At 63.7% G+C, this 17,092-nt stretch carries 25 protein-coding genes; 24 read left to right on the plus strand and 1 reads right to left on the minus strand.

All coding sequences use genetic code 11. From position 1 onward, the window contains the following. Nucleotide 1: 1 nt before the first annotated feature. The 24 genes from rpsC (at nt 2) to AC4D6D_RS05505 (ending at nt 16,346) form a co-directional block, all read left to right on the plus strand. Entirely contained in the window at nt 2–712 is a 711-nt protein-coding gene (gene rpsC / locus AC4D6D_RS05390) for a 30S ribosomal protein S3 (RefSeq protein WP_147219111.1), read from the plus strand. Between the two features lie 5 nt (nt 713–717). Continuing rightward, complete coding sequence (rplP, locus tag AC4D6D_RS05395) at nt 718–1,152, plus strand: 50S ribosomal protein L16 (protein ID WP_021233439.1); 435 nt, start codon at nt 718–720, stop codon at nt 1,150–1,152. Nucleotides 1,153–1,164: 12 nt separating this feature from the next. Then, nucleotides 1,165–1,365, plus strand: a complete 201-nt coding sequence (rpmC, locus tag AC4D6D_RS05400) for a 50S ribosomal protein L29 (RefSeq protein ID WP_021233438.1) — start codon at nt 1,165–1,167, stop codon at nt 1,363–1,365. Between the two features lie 12 nt (nt 1,366–1,377). Continuing rightward, nucleotides 1,378–1,647, plus strand: a complete 270-nt coding sequence (gene rpsQ, locus AC4D6D_RS05405) for a 30S ribosomal protein S17 (protein ID WP_021233437.1) — start codon at nt 1,378–1,380, stop codon at nt 1,645–1,647. A 203-nt stretch (nt 1,648–1,850) separates the two neighbouring features. Next, nucleotides 1,851–2,219: a 50S ribosomal protein L14 gene (rplN, locus tag AC4D6D_RS05410; RefSeq protein ID WP_086490050.1), complete on the plus strand. Its 369-nt coding sequence runs from the start codon at nt 1,851–1,853 to the stop codon at nt 2,217–2,219. Continuing rightward, complete coding sequence (gene rplX, locus AC4D6D_RS05415; protein WP_491326811.1) at nt 2,219–2,536, plus strand: 50S ribosomal protein L24; 318 nt, start codon at nt 2,219–2,221, stop codon at nt 2,534–2,536. The genes rplN and rplX overlap by 1 nt, the downstream gene beginning before the upstream one ends. After that, nucleotides 2,529–3,110: a 50S ribosomal protein L5 gene (gene rplE, locus AC4D6D_RS05420; RefSeq protein ID WP_021233434.1), complete on the plus strand. Its 582-nt coding sequence runs from the start codon at nt 2,529–2,531 to the stop codon at nt 3,108–3,110. Before rplX ends, rplE begins: the two co-directional genes overlap by 8 nt. A gap of 26 nt (nt 3,111–3,136) precedes the next feature. Further along, nucleotides 3,137–3,442, plus strand: coding sequence for a 30S ribosomal protein S14 (rpsN, locus tag AC4D6D_RS05425; RefSeq protein WP_054440327.1), 306 nt, complete (start codon nt 3,137–3,139; stop codon nt 3,440–3,442). A 12-nt stretch (nt 3,443–3,454) separates the two neighbouring features. Further along, nucleotides 3,455–3,850: a 30S ribosomal protein S8 gene (gene rpsH, locus AC4D6D_RS05430; RefSeq protein WP_147219115.1), complete on the plus strand. Its 396-nt coding sequence runs from the start codon at nt 3,455–3,457 to the stop codon at nt 3,848–3,850. Next, a complete protein-coding gene (rplF, locus tag AC4D6D_RS05435; protein ID WP_132386843.1) occupies nt 3,850–4,383 on the plus strand; it encodes a 50S ribosomal protein L6 in 534 nt (177 codons plus the stop codon). Before rpsH ends, rplF begins: the two co-directional genes overlap by 1 nt. Further along, entirely contained in the window at nt 4,383–4,721 is a 339-nt protein-coding gene (gene rplR, locus AC4D6D_RS05440; RefSeq protein WP_147219117.1) for a 50S ribosomal protein L18, read from the plus strand. The genes rplF and rplR overlap by 1 nt, the downstream gene beginning before the upstream one ends. 2 nt (nt 4,722–4,723) lie before the next feature. After that, a complete protein-coding gene (gene rpsE / locus AC4D6D_RS05445) occupies nt 4,724–5,428 on the plus strand; it encodes a 30S ribosomal protein S5 (protein ID WP_147219119.1) in 705 nt (234 codons plus the stop codon). Between the two features lie 6 nt (nt 5,429–5,434). Next, nucleotides 5,435–5,611, plus strand: coding sequence for a 50S ribosomal protein L30 (gene rpmD, locus AC4D6D_RS05450; RefSeq protein WP_132386837.1), 177 nt, complete (start codon nt 5,435–5,437; stop codon nt 5,609–5,611). 189 nt (nt 5,612–5,800) lie between these two features. After that, nucleotides 5,801–7,120, plus strand: coding sequence for an ankyrin repeat domain-containing protein (locus tag AC4D6D_RS05455; RefSeq protein ID WP_491326812.1), 1,320 nt, complete (start codon nt 5,801–5,803; stop codon nt 7,118–7,120). A 117-nt stretch (nt 7,121–7,237) separates the two neighbouring features. Further along, nucleotides 7,238–7,717 (plus strand): 50S ribosomal protein L15, encoded by a 480-nt coding sequence (gene rplO / locus AC4D6D_RS05460; RefSeq protein WP_021233426.1) that lies wholly within the window; start codon nt 7,238–7,240, stop codon nt 7,715–7,717. 226 nt (nt 7,718–7,943) lie between these two features. Further along, nucleotides 7,944–9,311 carry a preprotein translocase subunit SecY gene (secY, locus tag AC4D6D_RS05465; protein WP_147219125.1) on the plus strand — a complete coding sequence of 456 codons (1,368 nt, stop codon included), beginning with the start codon at nt 7,944–7,946 and terminating at the stop codon, nt 9,309–9,311. Nucleotides 9,312–9,343: 32 nt separating this feature from the next. Further along, nucleotides 9,344–9,991, plus strand: a complete 648-nt coding sequence (locus AC4D6D_RS05470; RefSeq protein ID WP_147219127.1) for an adenylate kinase — start codon at nt 9,344–9,346, stop codon at nt 9,989–9,991. A 46-nt stretch (nt 9,992–10,037) separates the two neighbouring features. Continuing rightward, nucleotides 10,038–10,634, plus strand: coding sequence for an SRPBCC family protein (locus AC4D6D_RS05475; protein WP_491326813.1), 597 nt, complete (start codon nt 10,038–10,040; stop codon nt 10,632–10,634). Between the two features lie 342 nt (nt 10,635–10,976). Further along, nucleotides 10,977–11,345: a 30S ribosomal protein S13 gene (rpsM, locus tag AC4D6D_RS05480; protein ID WP_147219131.1), complete on the plus strand. Its 369-nt coding sequence runs from the start codon at nt 10,977–10,979 to the stop codon at nt 11,343–11,345. 66 nt (nt 11,346–11,411) lie between these two features. Continuing rightward, nucleotides 11,412–11,801: a 30S ribosomal protein S11 gene (rpsK, locus tag AC4D6D_RS05485; RefSeq protein ID WP_007011846.1), complete on the plus strand. Its 390-nt coding sequence runs from the start codon at nt 11,412–11,414 to the stop codon at nt 11,799–11,801. A 105-nt stretch (nt 11,802–11,906) separates the two neighbouring features. Beyond that, the gene (locus tag AC4D6D_RS05490) at nt 11,907–12,974 is read left to right on the plus strand and encodes a DNA-directed RNA polymerase subunit alpha (RefSeq protein ID WP_334185177.1); all 1,068 of its coding nucleotides are present in this window, start codon (nt 11,907–11,909) and stop codon (nt 12,972–12,974) included. 100 nt (nt 12,975–13,074) lie between these two features. Then, complete coding sequence (locus AC4D6D_RS05495) at nt 13,075–13,515, plus strand: diacylglycerol kinase family protein (protein WP_491326814.1); 441 nt, start codon at nt 13,075–13,077, stop codon at nt 13,513–13,515. A 127-nt stretch (nt 13,516–13,642) separates the two neighbouring features. Then, complete coding sequence (gene rplQ, locus AC4D6D_RS05500; protein WP_491326815.1) at nt 13,643–14,065, plus strand: 50S ribosomal protein L17; 423 nt, start codon at nt 13,643–13,645, stop codon at nt 14,063–14,065. 214 nt (nt 14,066–14,279) lie between these two features. Next, entirely contained in the window at nt 14,280–16,346 is a 2,067-nt protein-coding gene (locus tag AC4D6D_RS05505; protein WP_491326816.1) for a prolyl oligopeptidase family serine peptidase, read from the plus strand. Nucleotides 16,347–16,383: 37 nt separating this feature from the next. Here AC4D6D_RS05505 and AC4D6D_RS05510 read toward each other — a convergent pair whose 3' ends face one another. Continuing rightward, nucleotides 16,384–17,016 carry a trimeric intracellular cation channel family protein gene (locus AC4D6D_RS05510; RefSeq protein WP_147219140.1) on the minus strand — a complete coding sequence of 211 codons (633 nt, stop codon included), beginning with the start codon at nt 17,014–17,016 and terminating at the stop codon, nt 16,384–16,386. Between the last annotated feature and the right edge of the window lie 76 nt (nt 17,017–17,092).

Below are 17,092 nucleotides of genomic sequence, written 5' to 3' on the forward strand. Positions count from 1 at the left end.
CATGGGTCATAAGAGCAATCCGATCGGTCTGCGTCTGCAGATCAACCGTACCTGGGACAGCCGCTGGTTCGCGGAAGGCCGGGACTACGGCAAGCTGCTTGAGGAAGACCTCAAGATCCGCAAGTTCATCGTCGCGAAGCTGCCCCAGGCCGCTATCTCGAAGGTGGTGATCGAGCGTCCGGCCAAGCTGTGCCGCATCTCGATCTATGCAGCCCGTCCCGGTGTGATCATCGGCAAGAAGGGTGCGGACATCGAGAAGCTCCGCAAGGAGCTGGCGAAGATCACCAGCAGCGAAGTGAAGCTGAACATCGTCGAAATCCGCAAGCCGGAAGTCGATTCGAAGCTCGTCGCCCAGGGTATCGCCGATCAGCTGATCCGCCGCGTTGCGTTCCGCCGTGCGATGAAGCGCGCCGTTCAGTCGGCCCTTCGTCTCGGCGCTGAAGGCATCAAGATCACCTGCGGTGGTCGCCTTGGCGGTGCGGAAATCGCGCGTACCGAATGGTACCGTGAAGGCCGCGTGCCGCTTCACACCCTGCGTGCAAACATCGACTATGCCGAAGCCGAGGCGCTGACCGCCTATGGCATCATCGGCATCAAGGTCTGGATCTTCAAGGGCGAAATCCTTGGCCACGACCCGATGGCGCAGGACCGCCTGATGATGGAGGCACAGACCTCCGGCGTGCGTCCGGCACGCGATGACCGCAGGAACTAAGAGTCATGCTGCAACCGAAGAAGACCAAGTTCCGCAAGGCCTTCAAGGGCCGGATCAAGGGTGATGCCAAGGGCGGCACCGACCTGAACTTCGGCTCGTATGGCCTCAAGGCTCTCGAGCCCGAGCGGATCACCGCCCGCCAGATCGAAGCGGCTCGCCGCGCGATCACGCGTCACATCAAGCGCCAGGGCCGTCTCTGGATCCGCGTTTTCCCCGACGTGCCGGTTTCGAAGAAGCCTGCTGAAGTCCGTCAGGGTAAGGGCAAGGGTTCGGTCGAATACTGGGCTGCCCGCGTCAAGCCGGGCCGCATCCTGTTCGAACTGGACGGCGTCGCTGGCCCCCTCGCAGCCGAGGCTTTCAGCCGCGCTGCGATGAAGCTGCCGATCAAGACCAAGGTCGTGGCTCGCCTCGGCGACACCTCGCACCTTGGCGGCGAGTAAGGAAGTCGAATCATGGCTAACAAGATCGAAGACCTTCGCGCCAAGACCGACGACCAGCTCACCGCTGACCTCGTCGAGCTGAAGCGCGAGCAGTTCAACCTGCGGTTCCAGGCCGCGACCAGCCAGCTTGAGGCGCCCGCGCGCATCAAGCAGGTGCGTCGTGACATCGCCCGCATCAAGACGCTCCAGGCCGAGCGTGCGGCGCAGGCCTAAGGAGGAAACACGATGCCCAAGCGTATTCTGATCGGGACCGTCGTTTCCGACAAGACCGACAAGACCGTGACCGTGCTGGTCGAGCGCAAGGTGAAGCACCCCCTTTACGGGAAGATCATCCGTCGCTCGAAGAAGTACCACGCTCACGACGAAGACAACGCCTTCAAGACCGGCGAACGCGTCCGGATCGAGGAGACGAAGCCCTTCTCGAAGACCAAGACCTGGAAGGTTCTTGACCGTCTTCAGGCGAGCAAGGGTACCGCGCTCGAAGCCGAGGTATAAGATTTGGACCGGCCATGTCCCTGAAGACATGGCCGGTTTGATCTGCCTCGGCCTCAGGGCCGGACAAGAGTGTTGACCTGGACGGACGAATGCGTCAAATGCGCGCACTTCGCCCGTCGGGGCGACTCGGGCCCCTCGTGGGCCTGTCTTTTTAGGAACTGCCGGACTTGTTCCGGCAAGCCAGTTGAGAAGGACTCGGATCGATGATCCAGATGCAATCCAATCTCGACGTCGCGGACAACAGCGGCGCAAAGCGCGTTCAGTGCATCAAGGTGCTGGGCGGGTCTAAGCGTCGTTTCGCAGGCGTCGGCGACATCATCGTGGTGTCGGTGAAGGAGGCGCAGCCCCGCGCTCGCGTCAAGAAGGGCGACGTTCACCGTGCGGTGATCGTGCGTACCCGCAAGGACGTCCGTCGTACCGACGGCAGCGTTATCCGCTTCGACAGCAACGCAGCGGTGCTCATCAACAAGAACGAGGAGCCGATCGGCACCCGTATCTTTGGCCCCGTCGTGCGCGAGCTTCGCGGCAAGGGCTTCATGAAGATCATCTCGCTTGCTCCGGAGGTGCTGTAATGGCTGCCGCGAAGATCAAGAAGGGTGACTCCGTCGTCGTCCTGTCCGGCAAGGACAAGGGCCGCACCGGCACCGTGCTTCAGGTTATCCCGAAGGACGCCAAGGTCGTGGTCGAGGGCGTGAACGTTGCTACCAAGCACCGCAAGCCGATCCAGCAGAACCCGCAGGGCGGCATCGAGCGTACGCCGGCTCCGATGGCGATCTGCAAGGTTGCCGTTGCCGACAAGGACGGCAAGCCGACCCGCGTTCGCTTCGAAACCAAGGACGGCAAGAAGGTCCGTGTGGCCGTGAAGTCCGGGGAGACCATCGATGGCTGAGAAGTACACTCCGCGTCTGCGCTCGAAGTACGACGCTGAAATCGCGAAGGCGATGACCGAGAAGTTCGGTTACAAGAACGTGATGGAAGTGCCGAAGATCGAGAAGATCACGCTCAACATGGGCGTCGGCGAAGCGAGCCAGGACAAGAAGAAGGTCCAGACCGCTGCTGCCGAGATGGAAGCCATCGCCGGTCAGAAGCCCGTCGTGACCAAGGCCCGCAAGTCGATCGCCCAGTTCAAGCTGCGCGAAGGCATGCCGATCGGCTGCAAGGTGACGCTCCGTCGTGAGCGCATGTACGAGTTCCTCGATCGTCTCGTCACCATCGCGATGCCCCGCATCCGCGACTTCCGTGGCCTGAACCCGAAGTCGTTCGACGGTCGCGGCAACTACGCGATGGGTCTCAAGGAGCAGATCATCTTCCCGGAGATCAGCTACGACAAGATCGAGAAGGTGCGTGGCATGGACATCATCGTCACCACCACCGCGAAGACCGACGAGGAAGCACGCGAACTGCTTCGTCTGTTCGGTTTCCCGTTCCCGGCTGAAGAGTCGGAACAGAAGGAAGCGGCGTGAGCCGCTGAGGAAGAGAGCTTAAGTCCATGGCGAAACTGAGTTCCGTGAACAAGAACGAGCGCCGCAAGCAGCTCGTTAAGAAGTATGCAGGCAAGTACGCGCGCCTGAAGGCAGTTGCCGATGACGAATCGCTCGATGAAACCGAGCGCCTCATCGCCCGCCTGAAGCTGGCCGAAATCCCGCGCAACGGTAACCCGACCCGGGTTCGCAACCGTTGTGCGACGACCGGCCGTCCGCGCGGTTACTACCGCAAGTTTGGTCTCTGCCGCATCGAGCTGCGCGATCTTGCCAATAAGGGCATGATCCCCGGCGTGACCAAGTCGAGCTGGTAAGGGTACGAAGCAATGGCTATGACCGATCCCCTGGGTGATATGCTCACCCGCATCCGCAACGGACAGCAGGCGAAGAAGGACACCGTCCTGTCGCCCGCTTCCAAGCTTCGTGCTCGCGTGCTCGAAGTGCTTCAGCGCGAAGGCTACATCCGTGGCTTCAGCGATGACGCCACCGGCGCGCACCCGCAGCTTCGCATCGAGCTGAAGTACTTCGAAGGCGAACCCGCCATCAAGCACATCGCTCGCGTCTCCAAGCCTGGCCGCCGCGTCTACTCGGGTTCGAAGGAACTCCCGGTCGTACGCAACGGTCTCGGCATCACCATCGTCTCGACGCCCCGCGGCGTGCTTTCGGATGCCGAAGCCCGCTCGCAGAACGTTGGTGGCGAAGTGCTGGCGGAGGTGTTCTAATGAGCCGCATCGGCAAGAAGCCGGTCGTGATCCCTGGCGGGGTCACTGCCGCCATCGACAACGGCGTGCTCAGCGTGAAGGGTCCCAAGGGTACCCTGACGCTGGGTCTGTCGGACCTCGTGACCTACTCGGTCGAAGAAGGTTCGATCGCCGTTCAGCCCGCCAACCAGACCAAGGCTGCCCGCAGCCACTGGGGCATGCAGCGCACCCTCGTTTCGAACCTCGTTGAAGGCGTGACCAACGGCTTCTCCAAGGTCCTCGAAATCAAGGGCGTCGGCTACCGCGCCGCGGCTCAGGGCAAGAACCTGAAGCTCCAGCTCGGCTATTCGCACGACGTGGACATCGCTGTGCCGGAAGGCATCGAGATCAAGACCCCGGATAACACCACGGTCGAAATCTCGGGTATCGACAAGCAGAAGGTCGGCCAACTCGCGGCCGAGATCCGTCGCTGGCGCAAGCCCGAACCCTACAAGGGCAAGGGCATCAAGTACCGCGGCGAATTCATCTTCCGCAAGGAAGGGAAGAAGAAGTAATGGCCAAGCTTTCCCTTTTCGAGCGCCGTCGCCGGCGCGTCCGCACGGCTCTCAAGGCCCGTGCGGGTGGTCGTCCCCGTCTGTCGGTGCACCGCACCGGCCGTCACATCTATGCGCAGATCATCGACGATGCGCAGGGCCACACCGTAGCTGCCGCCAACACGCTTGGCGCCAAGGGCACCGATACCGATGCCGCAGTTCGCGTTGGCAAGGAACTCGCCGAGGCCGCCAAGAAGGCGGGCGTTACCTCGGTTGTGTTCGACCGTGGCGGTTTCCTCTTCCATGGCCGCGTCAAGGCGCTGGCCGAAGCCGCCCGTGAAGGCGGGCTGGAGTTCTGATCATGGCTGACGAAAACACCGAAATCCAGACCGACGTCCCGGCCGCTGAAGGCCAGGAAGTCCGTGAAGGTCGCGGTCGCGGTCGCGGCCGTGGCGAACGCGGCGAGCGTGGCGGCCGTGGCCGTCGCGACGACCGCCGTGGCGGCCGTGGCAACAACGAGGAAGAACAGGGCGAGGAGCTCATCGAGAAGCTCGTCCACATCAACCGCGTTTCGAAGACCGTGAAGGGCGGCAAGCGCTTCGGTTTCGCAGCTCTCGTCGTCGTTGGCGACGGCAAGGGCCGCGTCGGCTTCGGCCATGCCAAGGCTCGCGAAGTTCCCGAGGCGATCACCAAGGCCACTGCTTCTGCCAAGAAGAAGATGGTCCGCGTGGCGCTCAAGGAAGGCCGCACGCTTCACCACGACGGCAAGGGCCACTTCGGCGCCGGCAAGGTGAATGTGCGTTCGGCTCCGGCCGGTACCGGCATCATCGCCGGTGGCCCGATGCGCGCCGTGTTCGAAAGCCTCGGCGTCGCTGACGTCGTGACCAAGTCGGTCGGCACCTCGAACCCGTACAACATGATCCGCGCCACCTTCGACGCCCTCGTCAACCAGACTTCGCCAAAGTCGGTTGCCCAGCGTCGCGGCAAGAAGGTCGCCGACCTGCTGGGTCGCGGCGGCGCAAGCGAAGCAGAGGCGGAAGCCGCTGCTGAAGCCATCGCGGAGTAATCAGTCATGGCGAAGATCAAGATCAAGCAGATCGGTTCGCCGATCCGTCGCCCCGAAAGCCAGAAGAAGATCCTCATCGGTCTTGGCCTCGGCAAGATGCACAAGGTCGTCGAGCGCGAAGACACCCCGGAAGTCCGTGGTGCGATCGCCAAGCTGCCGCACATGGTTGTGGTGGTCGACTGATCGACCTGCTTCAGGCAACAGTGAAAAGGTCCCGGCGGAAACGTCGGGGCCTTTTCTCGTTTCGGGCCTTTCGTTTACGCTGGGCTTATCGGGGCGGCGCAAAATCGTTCATTGGTTGCGTCTCTGCCTCCCCTAACCGCCCGGACTTGTGCTAAGCGCGGCCAGATTTGGATTTCCCTGGGGGATACATTGCTTCGCAGGACCATCGCGGCCTCATCCTTGTGCCTGGCCGCTCTTGCCCTTTCCGCGTGCGACGGCAGCGAGCCGAGCGATAATGGCGAGACTTACGTGCAGGAAAGTCCGGCTGCTGAGCCGGCCTGCAACGATCCACTTGCGGATCCCGCCACGCTGGAGCGGGATCGCCTTGCGGACAAGGCGCTGAAGGCGCTGCTGGCGGGCGGTAAGGCCGATCCGGTGGCGGAAGCACACAAGGCCGCTGCGGCCGGTGATTTCCGCCTTGTCGCGGCGGTGACGCAGGACGGTATCGATACCGCCGAGTTCGGTGCGCAATGTGTGCTGCGAGGCGGACTCTCGCCGCGCATGGCCCGCGTTGTGACCTATTTTGGCGAGGATGCCGAGCCGACGCCAGCGCCCAGTGAGGCGCCCGGCGCTCCGGGCGAGGACAAGCTCGGGACCTTCGCCCGCACGTTCAACCAGACGCTGATCGCCGATCCGGCCTATCCCTATCGCGATGTCTGCCGCGCCGTTGCGGTTCCGGACGAGGTTGAGGGCGACGAGGGGCCTGAGAAAGCCGCAAAACCGACGGACAAGAGCCCCCCTAAGGCCAAGCCTGCCGTCAAGACCGCTACAAAGGGGGAGACGCGGACTTACGGTTATGCCGACCTCGGGCCGATGCCAGAGAACCCTACGCTGGCGGACGCCGCGCGCCGGGGCAATGTCGCGGTGCTGCGCCACCTCCTCGACGAGGAGCCTTCGGCCGAGGCGACCGGCGATGCGCTGGATGCTCCGACCACGATCGATTCGCCCGACCTCTTCGGCATGACGCCGCTAGCCTGGGCCATGGCCTATCGCCGTGATGCCGCTGTGCGTTTCCTGCTTTCGCGCGATGCCAGCCCGTCCGGGGCGCAGTGCCAGGCGCTGGTCGATCGCGATTCGCCGATGCAGATCGCGCGCGCGCAGCTGTGGCTGGCCATGGTGCAGCGCATGAAGACCCTCGTGCCTGAGCAGGACTATGCGGGTCTCGCCGAGGATCCGGCGCTGCTGGACGGCAGCAAGGCGGCGTTCAACGCCGAACTCGCCAAGCTGGGCGAGCGGTACGGCACGATCTTCAACAAGGATTCGATGACGCGCCACGAACTGAAATTCACCGTAGACCCCAAGGGCGCGGTCAAATCCTGCACCTTCGAGCCGAAGACGGTCTCGTCGGAATTCGATGCGGATATCTGCAAGCTGGGCCGGGAACAGCTGAAGTGGACGCCCGCGCGCGATCCCGAAGGACGCGTGGTGTCCGGTGACGCCAAGCTCATGATCCGCCTGCGCGGGAGCTGAGGCCCGCTTTCGGATTCCGATTGCGATTGTGATTCTTGGGGGGTGACAACAAGGCGTGCTTCGCTTATGGGCGCGCCTTCCCATTAGCGCGACTAAAAGCGAAAGCGAGTGCAGACTATGAAACTGAATGATATCCGCGACAATGCTGGCGCCCGTCACCGTCGTATCCGCGTCGGTCGCGGCATCGGCTCGGGCAAGGGCAAGACCGCTGGCCGCGGCCAGAAGGGTGCCAAGGCACGTTCGGGCGTCTCGATCAACGGCTTCGAAGGCGGCCAGATGCCGCTTCACATGCGTCTTCCGAAGCGCGGCTTCTCGAACAAGAAGTTCGCCAAGGACTACGCAGAAGTGAACCTCGGCATGATCCAGAAGGCGATCGAATCGGGCAAGCTCGACATCTCGGGCGTCGTCGATCACGCCGTTCTCCAGGCTGCCGGCCTGGCCCGTGGCGGCAAGGACGGCGTCCGCCTCCTCGCCAAGGGTGAACTGACCGAGAAGGTCGAGTTCAACGTTGCCGGTGCTTCGAAGAGCGCCGTCGCCGCGGTTGAGAAGGCCGGTGGTTCGGTGATCCTTCCTGCCAAGGAAGCCGCCGAGGCCTGAGGCATCGCGAACGCGATATGCTCATAGGGAGAGGGCGGGCGCCATGCGCTTCGCCCTCTCTTCATTCAGACTTCCCGCAAGTGCCCTTCCCGGGCAGGTCTTTCAGACAAGGCCTTTCAGGCACGGCGCGAATGTCTATATGAGCGGACCAGAACCGGGGTTCGACAAGCCTTCTTGCAGTCGCTAAGGCAGACCCGAACCGACTATCGAGGCTTTACAAATCGTCATGGCTTCCCGCGCCGACAATATCGCCAGCACACTGAGCCTGGCCAACTTCTCGAAGGCGACCGAGCTCAAGAACCGAATCTGGTTCACCATCGGCGCCCTGATCGTTTTCCGCTTCCTCAGCTTCGTACCGCTGCCCGGCGTGAATCCTCTGATTCTGTCGCAGCTCTACAGCAAGACCCAGGGCGGTATTCTCGATCTCTTCAACACTTTCTCGGGCGGTTCGCTTTCGCGCATGAGCCTGATCGCGCTGGGTGTGATGCCTTACATCACCAGCTCGATCGTCGTGCAGCTTGCGGCCTCGCTTCATCCCGCGCTCGTCGCGCTGAAGAAGGAAGGCGAGGCCGGTCGCAAGAAGCTGAACCAGTACACGCGCTACGGCGCCGTACTGCTCTGCGCGATCCAGGGCTGGTTCCTGGCGGTGAGCCTCGAAGCCTACGGTGCGTCCAGCGGTCTCCAGGCCGTGGTCGACCCGGGCATGGTGTTCCGAATCGGTGCGGTGATCTCGCTGGTCGGCGGCACGATGTTCCTGCTGTGGCTGGGTGAGCAGATCACCTCGCGCGGTATCGGTAACGGCGTTTCGCTGATCATCATGGCCGGTATCGTCGCGCAGATGCCGACGTTCGCCAGCAATGTCGGCCAGGCCTACAGCGCCGGTGACACCGGTTCGATCCTCATCATCTCGCTGATCGTCCTGATCGTGGCGATGATCCTGATGATCTGCTTTGCCGAGCGCGCGCAGCGCCGCCTGCTGATCCAGTATCCCAAGCGCGCGACCCAGCGCGGCATGATGCAGGCCGATCGCAGCCACCTGCCGCTGAAGATCAACACCGCGGGCGTGATCCCGCCGATCTTCGCCAGCTCGCTGCTGCTGCTGCCGCTTACGATCACCCAGTTTGCGGGCAAGTCGCTCAATCCCGAATCGACCGGCGGCAAGATCGTGATCGCGCTCAACCAGTACCTCGGTCACGGCAAGCCGCTCTACATGCTGCTCTATGCAGCCGGCATCATCTTCTTCTCGTTCTTCTACACCGCCGTCGTCTTCAATCCCGAGGAAACGGCCGAGAACCTGAAGAAGAACGGCGGCTTCATCCCCGGTATCCGTCCGGGCAAGAACACCGCGAACTATCTCGATTACGTGCTGACCCGCGTGACCGTGATCGGCGCGATCTACCTGACCATCGTCTGCACCGTTCCCGAGTACTTCCTCTCGATGACCGGTCTGCCGCTGCTGTTCATGGGTGGGACGAGCCTGCTGATCGTCGTCAACGTCACCGTCGATACGATCACCCAGATCCAGTCGCACCTGCTGGCGCACCAGTACGGCGACCTGATCAAGAAGGCGAAACTGAAGGGCCGCATGCGCTGAGGGCGCATTCAGGGACAGATGAGGGGTAAGACGTGAATATCATCCTGTTGGGCCCGCCGGGGGCGGGCAAGGGGACCCAGGCGCAGCGTCTGGTCGAGCGCCACGGCATGCGCCAGCTCTCGACCGGCGACATGCTGCGCGCCGCCGTCAAGGCGGGTACGCCCACGGGCCTCGAAGCCAAGGCGGTGATGGAGCGGGGCGAGCTTGTTTCCGACTCCATCGTCTCGGCGCTGATCGGCGACGAGCTCGATGCGATGGGTGCCGACACCGGCGCTATCTTCGACGGCTATCCGCGCACGGCCGCCCAGGCCGAATCGCTGGACGCGATCCTGGCGCAGCGGGGTCGCAAGCTCGATCACGTCGTCGAGCTGGAAGTGAACGAGGATGCACTGGTCGAGCGCATCACCGGCCGCTTCACTTGCGCCACGTGCGGCAAAGGCTACCACGACAAGTTCGAACAGCCGAAGGTTCCGGGTGTCTGCGACAAGTGCGGCGGCACCGAGTTCAAGCGCCGTCCCGACGACAATGCGGAGACGGTCCGTACCCGTCTGGCCGAATACCGCGCCAAGACTGCGCCGATCCTGCCGATCTACGAGGCGCGCGGGATCGTCGCCAAGGTGGACGGCATGGCGGACATGGATCACGTTTCCGCAGCGATTGAAGCTGTTTTCAAGTCCTGACATAACCGGCCGGGCCTTCGGTTCGGCCGGTAACAGGGGACTTGCAATGGGAAGCGCCGGTTTTCGTCTCGTTGCCGTTCTGGCGGCAGGTGCTTTCTTAGGGCCATCCGCCCAGGCGCGGGTCGCCGAGACCTCGGATCAGGGCATCGTGCTGCGCTATGTCGCCACGGTGCCCGGTTCTCCCGAACAGGCATGGAATGTTCTGGTTACCCCCGCATCGTGGTGGGACGGCGCGCACAGCTATTCCGGTGACACTGCCAATCTGACTATCGATCCGCGCGCGGGCGGCTGCTTCTGCGAAAGGCTTCCGGCGAGCGAAGGAGAGGGCGCAGGTGCGGGCGATCGCGGCAGTGTCGAGCACATGCGCGTGATCCATGCCGACAAAGGCAGGCTGCTGCGCATGAGCGGGGCGCTTGGTCCGCTCCAGGCCGATGCGGTGCAGGGCACGATGACCTTCAGTCTCTCGCCGATCCAAGGCAATGGGCAAGGCGGCACGCGGGTTGTCGTCGAATATGTCGTGGGCGGCTATTTGCGGGCCGGGCTTTCCCGAGTCGCGCCGGCCGTCGATTCCGTGCTGGGTTCGCAGATCGAGCGTCTAACCCGCAAGCTTGGCGGCCGGATCGAGCCGGAGGCGGCGCAGTAAGGCGGCGGTAACGGCGCCTCGGAGCCCGCGAGGCAGCGCATCGTCTTGCAACACTTGCCGATTCTTTGACTAAACTTCGCGGATACGGTACACGGTTTGTGCGCAGTCGCTCTCTCGGGTTCGATGACGGGCCGGGATCGAGCGACCACAACTCGCAAGGATTGACTTGCCTTGCGAATCGTTTTATGCGCGCCCTTCACTCAAAAGGTTTCGGCTGGTCCGGATGGCGTTGGCATCGTGTGTGCTGCCTGACGGACTTTTGTCATTTACGCCTGGCGGGTGAATAAGCGTTGAGATAGGGCTCGTCCCTTAGGGCGCTCCCTGTGGAGCATGGAGAATTAAGTGGCTCGTATTGCCGGGGTAAACCTCCCCACCAACAAGCGCGTTATCATCGCGCTCACCTACATCCATGGTATCGGTCGTACCAAGGCTCTCGAAATCGCCGACAAGCTCGGCATCGATCACAGCCGCCGCGTACAGGACCTGTCGGACGCCGAAGTCCTGCAGATCCGCGAAACCATCGACGCCGACCACACGGTCGAAGGTGACCTTCGTCGCGAAACCGCGATGAACATCAAGCGTCTCATGGACCTCGCTTGCTACCGTGGCCTGCGTCACCGCAAGGGTCTGCCGGTTCGTGGCCAGCGCACGCACACCAATGCGCGCACCCGCAAGGGCAAGGCCAAGCCGATCGCCGGCAAGAAGAAGTAAGCCGCTGGGGCCGAGCGATCGGCCCAGTCGGTTTCCCTCAGCGATTTTTCGACAGGATATACGGATATGGCACGCGAACCTCAGCGCATTAAGCGCCGCGAGCGCAAGAACATCACGAGCGGCATCGCGCACGTGAATGCAAGCTTCAACAACACCATGGTGACCATCACCGACGCCCAGGGCAACGCAATCTCGTGGTCCTCGGCCGGCATGATGGGCTTCAAGGGCAGCCGCAAGTCGACTCCCTATGCCGCCCAGGTTGCTGCCGACGATGCCGGCAAGAAGGCCGCCGAGCACGGCGTCCGCACTCTCGAAGTCGAAGTCAAGGGTCCGGGTTCGGGCCGTGAGAGCGCCCTGCGCGCCCTCCAGGCTGTCGGCTTCACCATTACCTCGATCCGCGATGTGACGCCGATCCCGCACAATGGCGTGCGTCCTTCCAAGCGTCGCCGCGTCTGATCGAGCTAATCCGGACGGCGAACCGGTCGCTGTCCGGCTTCGGAACGTCCCAGGCCCCTCCACCGGGCCTCGGGGCGTAACCGCCATCACTCCCAGGGGAAGTCCATGACTGTCAACATCAAGAACTGGCAGGAACTCAAGAAGCCGAACAGCCTTGAGATCAAGCCGGGACCCGACCCCAAACTGAAGGCGACGTTCGTTGCCGAACCGCTGGAGCGTGGCTTCGGTCTGACGCTCGGCAATGCGCTGCGCCGCGTGCTGCTCTCCTCGCTTCAGGGCGCCGCGATCACCTCGATCAAGATCGAGAACGTGCTGCACGAATTCTCGTCGCTTGCCGGTGTGCGCGAGGACGTCACGGACATCGTCCTGAACGTCAAGCAGATCGCTCTCAAGATGCAGGGTGAAGGCCCGAAGCGTCTCCAGCTCTCGGCCACGGGTCCGGCGGCTGTGAAGGCCGGCGACATCGCCGTCTCGGGTGACATCGAGGTCATGAACAAGGACCTCGTGATCTGCCACCTCGACGAAGGTGCGACGCTCAACATGGAACTGACCGCCGACACCGGCAAGGGCTACGTCCCCGCCGTGTCGAACCGTCCGGTTGACGCGCCGATCGGTCTGATCCCGGTCGACTCGCTCTACTCGCCGGTCCGCCAGGTCAGCTACAAGGTCGAGAACGCCCGTATCGGCCAGGAGCTCGACTTCGACAAGCTGAGCCTCACCGTCGAGACCGACGGCACCGTTGCTCCGGAAGACGCCGTGGCTTATGCCGCGCGCATCCTCCAGGACCAGCTGGCGCTGTTCGTCCACTTCGAGGACATCGCTCCGGTTGGTCAGTCGCCGATGATCGGCATGGCTGCTGGCGGTGCTGCCGCTTCGGAAGAGAGCGACACCAATCAGCTCAACCGCTACCTTCTCAAGAAGGTGGACGAGCTGGAACTGTCGGTCCGTTCGGCCAACTGCCTCAAGAACGACAACATCATCTACATCGGCGATCTGGTCCAGAAGACCGAAGCCGAGATGCTGCGCACGCCGAACTTCGGCCGCAAGTCGCTCAACGAGATCAAGGAAGTCCTTTCGTCGATGGGCCTGCGCCTCGGCATGGACATCCCGGGCTGGCCGCCCGAGAACATCGAAGAGATGGCCAAGAAGCTGGAGCAGGAACTGCTCGGCTGATCGGCACTCCCGATACCGAATTGAAGAGGGCCTCGCGGGAAACCGCGGGGCCTTTTCTTTAGGCTGGCGGAAGCTCGTGACCGCGGTTTAGGGTCCGAGCATGGCCGAACCTTCCGATGTGATCCCCGCCGAAGTGCTTGCTGCGCAGAATCGCTTCAGTATTGCCGCTCGGCTGAGGAGTTTCGTCTATGCCTGGCGCGGTTTGCGCAGGCTCGTCTACGGCGAGCACAATGCCCGTTTGCACCTGGCTGCCTCGATCGCAGTTGCGGGGACGGGGCTGTTCCTGAAGGTTTCGGCAAGCGACTGGCGCTGGCTGGTTCTGGCAATGGCGCTCGTCTGGCTGGCCGAGGCGTTCAACACGGCCATCGAGGACCTGTGCGACCGGGTCGAACCCGGCTTCGACAAGGCAATCGGTGGTATCAAGGACATGGCGGCCGGAGCGGTCCTCATCGCGTCGGTAGCGGCTGCAGGGATCGGGCTGCTTACGCTCGGGCCGCCGGTTCTGGCGCTATTGGGGGCAGGATCAGGCCTCCAGCCTTGACTCTTCCGCCGTTTTCGTATTGAGGGCGCCCTTCACACGCAAGTGAACCGGCTCTGGGCGGTGGCCGTACCACATCGCCCGGCAGGCAGTACCTGAAACGGCTGCCTGACAAACAGGAAGACAAGACATGCGTCACAAATATGGCCAGCGCAAGCTTCAGCGCACCTCGGGTCACCGCGCCGCCCTGCTGCGCAACATGGCCGCTGCTCTCATCAAGCACGAGCAGATCCAGACCACGACGCCGAAGGCGAAGGAACTGCGTCCTTACCTCGAAAAGCTCATCACCCTTGCCAAGCACGGTGGTCTTTCGAACCGTCGTCTGGCCCACGCTCGTCTGATGGACGAAGCGCAGGAAAAGAAGCTCTTCGAAGTTCTCGCCGAGCGTTACGCCGGTCGCAGCGGCGGTTACACCCGCATCATCAAGGCCGGCATCCGCGCTTCGGACGCCGCCCCGATCGCGATCATCGAACTCGTCGACCGCGACACCTCGGAAAAGGGCAAGGACTCGGGTCCGGTCCTGACCGAGGAAAACGAATACGCCGAAGCCTGATAGGCTGACGCAGGCCCGCTTTCCACAGGGAGGCGGACCGGAGATTGCAAGGGCGGTCGCGAGTGCTAGGCTCGCGGCCGCTTTTGTTTTTTGGTTTCAGGGGAATGGAATGCCTTGGAAGGGTGGGCTCGGCGGGGCCCGAGGTGCAATCGCGTGCGTAACCACGTTGAGTTTGCTTGCAGCCATGCCGGTATCGGCCGAGACGGTGACGACTATGAACTACCCGGAAACCCGCCGCGACGACGTGGCAGAAACCCTGTTCGGGGAGCGCATCGCCGATCCCTACCGCTGGCTTGAGGCCGACGTTCGGCATGATGCCAAGGTTGCCGACTGGGTGGACCGCGAATCCCGCTTCACCGAAGCCTACCTCGAAAAGCTGCCCCAGCGTGACTGGTTCAAGCAGTGGGTCAGTTCGCTGATGAATTTCGAGCGCTTCGGCCTCCCGGTGAAGGCGGGGAAGCGCTATTTTTACACGCGTAATACCGGCCTTCAGAACCAGTCGCAGCTTTTCGTCCGCGAGGCGCTTCACGGTGCGCCGCGCTTGTTGCTCGATCCCAATGCCTGGGCCAAGGACGGGGCGACCGCGCTCGACGCCTGGGAACCCTCGCAGCAGGGCCGTTACCTGCTATACAGCGTGCAGGACGGCGGCAGCGACTGGCGTGTGCTCCATGTGATGGATGTCGCCAGCGGCAAGGTCCTGGAAGACGAGCTGCGCTGGGTGAAGTTCAGCGCCCTTGCCTGGATCGGTGACGAGGGCTTCCTCTATTCGCGCTTCCCGGCGCCGGAGGAAGGCGCGGCGTTCCAGAGCCTCAATTACAACCAGTCGATCTACTTCCACCGCCTCGGCACGCCGCAGAGCGCGGACGAACTCGTCTATGCGACTCCGGACCATCCTGACTACGGCCACTCGGCGGAAGTCACGCAGGACGGGCGGCTTGCCGTCATCACCTCTCACATCGGCACCGATTCGCGCTACGACGTGCGGGTGATCGACCTGTCGAAGCGGGCGAAGAACGGTTGGGCCGCGCATCCGATCGTCACCGGCTTCAAGGACGACTGGCGGCTCGTCGAGGGGGCCGGGCAGAAGCTCTGGTTCGTCACCAATGAAAACGCGCCGCGCTACCGTCTGGTGAGCTTCGATCTTTCGGCGCGCGATCCCGCTTTCACCGAAGTCGTGCCGCAGCGCGAGGACATTCTGGAAAAGGCGGGCATCGTCGGCCGCCAGCTCGTGCTCAACTACATGCGCGATGCCGCCAGCCATGCCGAGATCGTCGGGTTGGACGGCAAGCCGGCGCGGGCGCTGGCGCTGAACGGTATCGGCACGGCCTCTGGCTTCCGAGGCAAGCCGGGCGATCCGGAGACGTTCTACTCGTTCACCAGCTTCAATCGCCCGGCGTCGATTTTCCGGATGAACCTCGACACCGGCGCTTCGGAGCCTTTCGCCGAGCCGGCGATGGACTTCGATCCGGCCGACGTGCAGGTCGAGCAGCGCTTCTATGTCTCGAAGGACGGCACGCGGGTGCCGATGTTCCTAGTGCGCCGCAAGGACGTGGCCAAGGCGGGCAAGCCGGTGCCGACCCTGCTCTATGGCTACGGCGGTTTCGACATCTCGCTGACGCCGGGCTTCTCCGCGAGCCGCATGGCCTGGGTGCAGGCGGGCGGCGCGTTCGCGATGGCGAACTTGCGCGGCGGCGGCGAGTACGGCCGCGAATGGCACGATGCCGGTCGCCGGGCCAACAAGCAGAACGTCTTCGACGACTTCATCGCTGCGGGCGAATACCTGAAGGCGGAAGGGATCGCTGCGAAGGACGGTCTTGCGGTGCAGGGCGGATCGAACGGCGGCCTGCTGGTCGGGGCGGTGCTCAACCAGCGGCCCGATCTCTTCGCGGCGGGCGTTCCGCAGGTCGGGGTGATGGACATGCTGCGCTTCGACCGCTTCACGGCGGGCCGCTACTGGGTGGACGACTACGGCTATCCCGACCGCGAGGCCGACTTCAAGGTGCTGCGCGCCTATTCGCCCTATCACAACATCAAGGCGGGCGAGGCCTATCCGGCGATCCTGGTGACGACGGCGGATACCGATGACCGCGTGGTGCCCGGCCACTCGTTCAAGTACGCCGCCGCGCTCCAGGCCGCGCCCTTGGGCGACAAGCCGCACCTGATCCGCATCGAGACGCGCGCCGGGCATGGCTCCGGCAAGCCGACCGACAAGGTGATCGAGGAAAGCGCCGACGTGCTCTCGTTCGTCGCGCAATGGACCGGGCTACAAGTGCCCAAGTAAGCAGAGGCCGAGGACCGGGCGACTGTTCGCCCGGTCTTCAGTCTGCGCCTTCGTGGGCGGGCAGGCCGAGCGACCAGTGGATCGCCGCGCCGCGCAAGGCGAAACCGGCGCTCGCGGCGATCGCCCATGTCAGTGTCGGCGCGAAGCCCAGGGCGAGACCCGCCGCTGCCGTCGCTGCGGTAAGCGCGCCTGCCGTCACGTAGAGTTCCGGGCGCATCAGGATCGAGGGCTGCCCGGCCACCACGTCGCGCACGATGCCGCCGACGCAGCCGGTGACGACGCCCATGACGATCGCCGGGATCGGCGGGACGCCCCAAGCCATCGCCTTGATCGTGCCGAAACCGGAATAGACCGTGAGGCCGATCGCGTCGGCCCATTCGAGCAGTCGCCCCTGCCACCAGCGCACCGGGGTGAACCAGGCGATGACTGCTACGGTCAGGCAAGCCGGGACCACGAAGGGATCGCGCACCCAGAACACCGGGGCGCCGATCAGCAGGTCGCGCAAGGTGCCGCCGCCGACCCCGGTCATGAAGGCGAAGAACGCCATCGTCACGAAAGTCTGCCGCATCTGCGCGGCCGAAAGCGCGCCGGTCAGCGCGAAGACGGCAATGCCGAGAATATCGAAGGCGGCCGGGAGGGCAGGGGTCACGGGCGGAATGATCGTCGGCATCGCCAAGCCATAGCCGCGCCATCGTCAAAGCGGGAGTGAAAGCTTTCCGCCGTCAGGCCGGTGAGTTGACCACCCG

Source organism: Novosphingobium sp. BF6, from assembly GCF_058273105.1.

Excerpts from the sequence above, each read along its gene's own strand:
- rpmD (WP_132386837.1), top strand. The coding sequence starts at position 5,435 with ATGGCGAAGATCAAGATCAAGCAGATCGGTTCGCCGATCCGTCGCCCC.
- rplE (WP_021233434.1), top strand. The coding sequence starts at position 2,529 with ATGGCTGAGAAGTACACTCCGCGTCTGCGCTCGAAGTACGACGCTGAA.
- rplX (WP_491326811.1), top strand. The coding sequence starts at position 2,219 with ATGGCTGCCGCGAAGATCAAGAAGGGTGACTCCGTCGTCGTCCTGTCC.
- rpsH (WP_147219115.1), top strand. The coding sequence starts at position 3,455 with ATGGCTATGACCGATCCCCTGGGTGATATGCTCACCCGCATCCGCAAC.
- rpsK (WP_007011846.1), top strand. The coding sequence starts at position 11,412 with ATGGCACGCGAACCTCAGCGCATTAAGCGCCGCGAGCGCAAGAACATC.
- rpsN (WP_054440327.1), top strand. The coding sequence starts at position 3,137 with ATGGCGAAACTGAGTTCCGTGAACAAGAACGAGCGCCGCAAGCAGCTC.
- AC4D6D_RS05510 (WP_147219140.1), bottom strand. The coding sequence starts at position 17,016 with ATGCCGACGATCATTCCGCCCGTGACCCCTGCCCTCCCGGCCGCCTTC.
- rpsE (WP_147219119.1), top strand. The coding sequence starts at position 4,724 with ATGGCTGACGAAAACACCGAAATCCAGACCGACGTCCCGGCCGCTGAA.
- rpsQ (WP_021233437.1), top strand. The coding sequence starts at position 1,378 with ATGCCCAAGCGTATTCTGATCGGGACCGTCGTTTCCGACAAGACCGAC.
- AC4D6D_RS05505 (WP_491326816.1), top strand. The coding sequence starts at position 14,280 with ATGAACTACCCGGAAACCCGCCGCGACGACGTGGCAGAAACCCTGTTC.
- rplO (WP_021233426.1), top strand. The coding sequence starts at position 7,238 with ATGAAACTGAATGATATCCGCGACAATGCTGGCGCCCGTCACCGTCGT.
- AC4D6D_RS05495 (WP_491326814.1), top strand. The coding sequence starts at position 13,075 with ATGGCCGAACCTTCCGATGTGATCCCCGCCGAAGTGCTTGCTGCGCAG.
- rpmC (WP_021233438.1), top strand. The coding sequence starts at position 1,165 with ATGGCTAACAAGATCGAAGACCTTCGCGCCAAGACCGACGACCAGCTC.
- AC4D6D_RS05475 (WP_491326813.1), top strand. The coding sequence starts at position 10,038 with ATGGGAAGCGCCGGTTTTCGTCTCGTTGCCGTTCTGGCGGCAGGTGCT.
- rplQ (WP_491326815.1), top strand. The coding sequence starts at position 13,643 with ATGCGTCACAAATATGGCCAGCGCAAGCTTCAGCGCACCTCGGGTCAC.
- rpsC (WP_147219111.1), top strand. The coding sequence starts at position 2 with ATGGGTCATAAGAGCAATCCGATCGGTCTGCGTCTGCAGATCAACCGT.
- secY (WP_147219125.1), top strand. The coding sequence starts at position 7,944 with ATGGCTTCCCGCGCCGACAATATCGCCAGCACACTGAGCCTGGCCAAC.
- rplR (WP_147219117.1), top strand. The coding sequence starts at position 4,383 with ATGGCCAAGCTTTCCCTTTTCGAGCGCCGTCGCCGGCGCGTCCGCACG.
- AC4D6D_RS05490 (WP_334185177.1), top strand. The coding sequence starts at position 11,907 with ATGACTGTCAACATCAAGAACTGGCAGGAACTCAAGAAGCCGAACAGC.
- rplN (WP_086490050.1), top strand. The coding sequence starts at position 1,851 with ATGATCCAGATGCAATCCAATCTCGACGTCGCGGACAACAGCGGCGCA.
- rplP (WP_021233439.1), top strand. The coding sequence starts at position 718 with ATGCTGCAACCGAAGAAGACCAAGTTCCGCAAGGCCTTCAAGGGCCGG.
- rplF (WP_132386843.1), top strand. The coding sequence starts at position 3,850 with ATGAGCCGCATCGGCAAGAAGCCGGTCGTGATCCCTGGCGGGGTCACT.